This is a genomic window from Embleya sp. NPDC001921 (assembly GCF_053594475.1).
Genome location: NZ_JBSFEO010000144.1, coordinates 1 through 2,846, shown reverse-complemented (window position 1 = coordinate 2,846; position 2,846 = coordinate 1). Strand labels below are relative to the sequence as shown.

The 2,846-nt window shown below is 70.2% G+C and carries 2 protein-coding genes; both read left to right on the top strand.

Annotation, left to right across the window (positions count from 1 at the left end):
* The coding region (locus tag ACWCPW_RS51845; RefSeq protein WP_449768661.1) for a hypothetical protein at positions 1-273 on the top strand (273 nt) is incomplete at its 5' end.
* A 42-nt stretch (positions 274-315) separates the two neighbouring features.
* The coding region (locus ACWCPW_RS51840; RefSeq protein ID WP_449768660.1) for a phage tail tape measure protein at positions 316-2,846 on the top strand (2,531 nt) is incomplete at its 3' end.

Here is a 2,846-nt window from a genome sequence, read left to right as displayed (position 1 = left end):
ACGCGGATCGCCATCGACGGACCCGACACCCTGTGGGGGCTGACGAACTCCCAGCTCGCCGACCTGCACGACATTCTCATGCAGGCCAACTGGCAGCGCGCGAACAGCGGTTTGCCCAAGCACAAGCAGAGCAAACGACCGCGGCCCGCGCGGCGTCCCGGTGACCGGCCGGCGGCGACCCACCTCGACCCGGCGCGCCTGCGTCGCCGCGAGGCGGCACGAGCACGGGCGGCCGAGCGGCGCCGCATGATCGACGAGGGCATCATCACCTGACGCCCGGCACGGCACCCTCTCCCACCACCGAAGGGGGGCGCCGTGCCCAGCGTCGGCTACGCAACTCTCCAGGTCATCCCCTCGGTTCGCGGCATCGGCGACGAGATCCGCAGCCAGCTCGGGGCGCCGATGCAGGCGGCCGCGCAGGACGCCGGGGCAGGGGCGGGCGGCGGATTCCTGTCCGGCCTGGGCGGCAAGCTCAAGGCGGGCATCGGTGCGATCGCGGTCGCCTCGGGCGCGATCCTGACCAAGGGGATCGTCGACTCGCTCGACCAGGGCCGAATCACCGGCAAGCTCAAGGCGACGCTGGGCGCGACTGGGGCCGACGCGGGCAAGTACGGCAAGGTCGCCGGGAAGCTGTACAGCAGTGCGGTTGCCGACACGTTCGAGGACGCCGCCGCGGCGATCAAGGGCGTCGTCTCACAAGGGCTGCTGCCGCCCGGGGCAACGAACAAGCAGCTCGAGAGCATCGCGACGAAGGCGTCCGATGTCGCGAAGATCATGGACGAGGACCTCGGCAAGACCACCGCCGCAGTGTCCACGATCATGCGCACCGGCCTTGCGCCGAACGCCGAAGCGGCCATGGACCTGCTGACCCGCGGCGTCCAGACCGGCGCGAACAAAGCCGAAGACTTGTTGGATACGTTCACCGAGTACCCGGTCCAGTTCCAGAAGCTCGGGCTGGACGGCAAGACCGCCATGGGCCTGCTGTCCCAGGGCCTCAAGGCGGGCGCGCGCGATACGGACTTCCTGGCCGACGCGCTCAAGGAATTCTCGATCCGCGCGATCGACGGCAGCAAGACGTCGGCCGAGGGCTACGAGGCGCTCGGGCTGTCCGCGAAGGACATGACCGCGCAGATCGCCGCGGGCGGCGCCGGCGCGAGCAGCGGACTGCAGACCGTCCTGGACAAGCTTCGGGCGATGAAGGACCCGGTCGCCCAGAACGCCGCGGCGGTCGCCCTGTTCGGCACCAAGGCGGAAGACCTGGGTGCCAGCCTGTTCGCCCTCGACCCGAAAACGGCGGTCACCGCCCTCGGGGATGTGGCCGGAGCCGCCGACACCCTGGGCACCTCCCTCCGCGACAACGCGGGCACACAGGTCGAGGAGTTCAAGCGGAAGCTTTCCCAGGCCGCCACGGACTTCGCCGGCAACACCCTGATCCCCGCAATGATCAGCACCGCCGGGACCATGCGCGACACCCTCGTCCCGGCGGTCGGCGAGGCGGGCCGTGTCGTCCGCGAGACGCTGCTGCCGGGCGCGCGCGAGCTGGGCGACTACCTGTCCGACCACCTCGGGCCCGGCGCCTCGCAGGTCGGGGACATCCTGGCCAAGTACCTGGTTCCGCCCGCGATCTGGCTCAAGGACGCCGCCGTCGCGGCTGCCCCGATCCTGCGCGAGGTCGGCCAGGCCCTGGGCGTGGTCCTGCTCGACGGCGCCGAGGCGGTGGGCCGGTTCCTGGTCGAGGATCTGATCCCGGCGCTCGCGGACATGGTCGTCTGGCTCGACGAGAACAAGAGGAACATCGGCATCGTCGCCGGCGTCATCGGCTTCATCCTGCTGCCGATGCTGGTCGCGCTGGGCGTGCAGATGGTCATCGCCGGAGCGTCCGCCGTGGCGGCCGGGTTCGCCACCGCTGCGGCATGGGTCGCGTCCGCCGCCGCCGCGGCATTCAACGCGTTCCTGATCGGCGTGGCCTGGATCTTCATCGGCGCCGCAGCCGTCAAGAACGCGGCGATCGCGGTGTTCTCGTCCTGGCAGGTCGTCGCCGGCTGGATCGCCTCCGCAGCCGCCGCGACCTACAACGCGGCGATCGTCGTGGCCGGCTGGGTCCTGATGGGCGCGCAAGCCCTGTTCAACGCCGCCAAGATGGCCGCGGCGTGGTTCATCGCGCTGGGCCCGATCGGCTGGGTGATCGCGGCGATCATCGGCATCGCCGCAGTGATCTACGCGAACTGGGACGCGATCGTCGGCGCCACGACCAAGGCGTGGACCTGGGTGCGCGACACCACGATCGGCGCCGTCAAGGCCGTGGTCTCGGGCGTGACCGGCCTCTGGGAGGACCTGAAGACCAAGACCGGGGCCGCGTTCGACTGGATCGGCGACAAAGTCTCGCGCGTCCTGTCGGCGGCGCAGAGCAGCTTCCAGGTGGCGAAGGACGGAATCGCCGCTATCTGGGGCGGAATTGGCGAGATCGCAGCAAGTCCCGTCCGTTTCATCGTGAATACGGTGTACAACGACGGAATTCGCCGCGTGTGGAATTTCATCGCGAGCAAGGTCGGCCTCGGCGAACTCGGTGCAGTACCGGGCTTCGCCGCCGGTGGCGTCATGCCCGGATACACGCCGGGCCGCGACAACCGGCTCATCGCCGTCGGCGGCGGCGAAGGCATCCTTCGTCCCGAACTCACCCGCCAGCTCGGTGCGTCCTGGGTCCACTCGGGGAACGCCGCCGCGCGGTCCGGTGGCCTGAGCGGCGCCCGCAAGTTTCTGGAGTCACAGGGCATGTGGGGCGGCGCGTTCTCCTGGGGCGGCATCGTCGACAAGGTCAAGGGTGCCGTCAAGAAGATCCCCGGTGC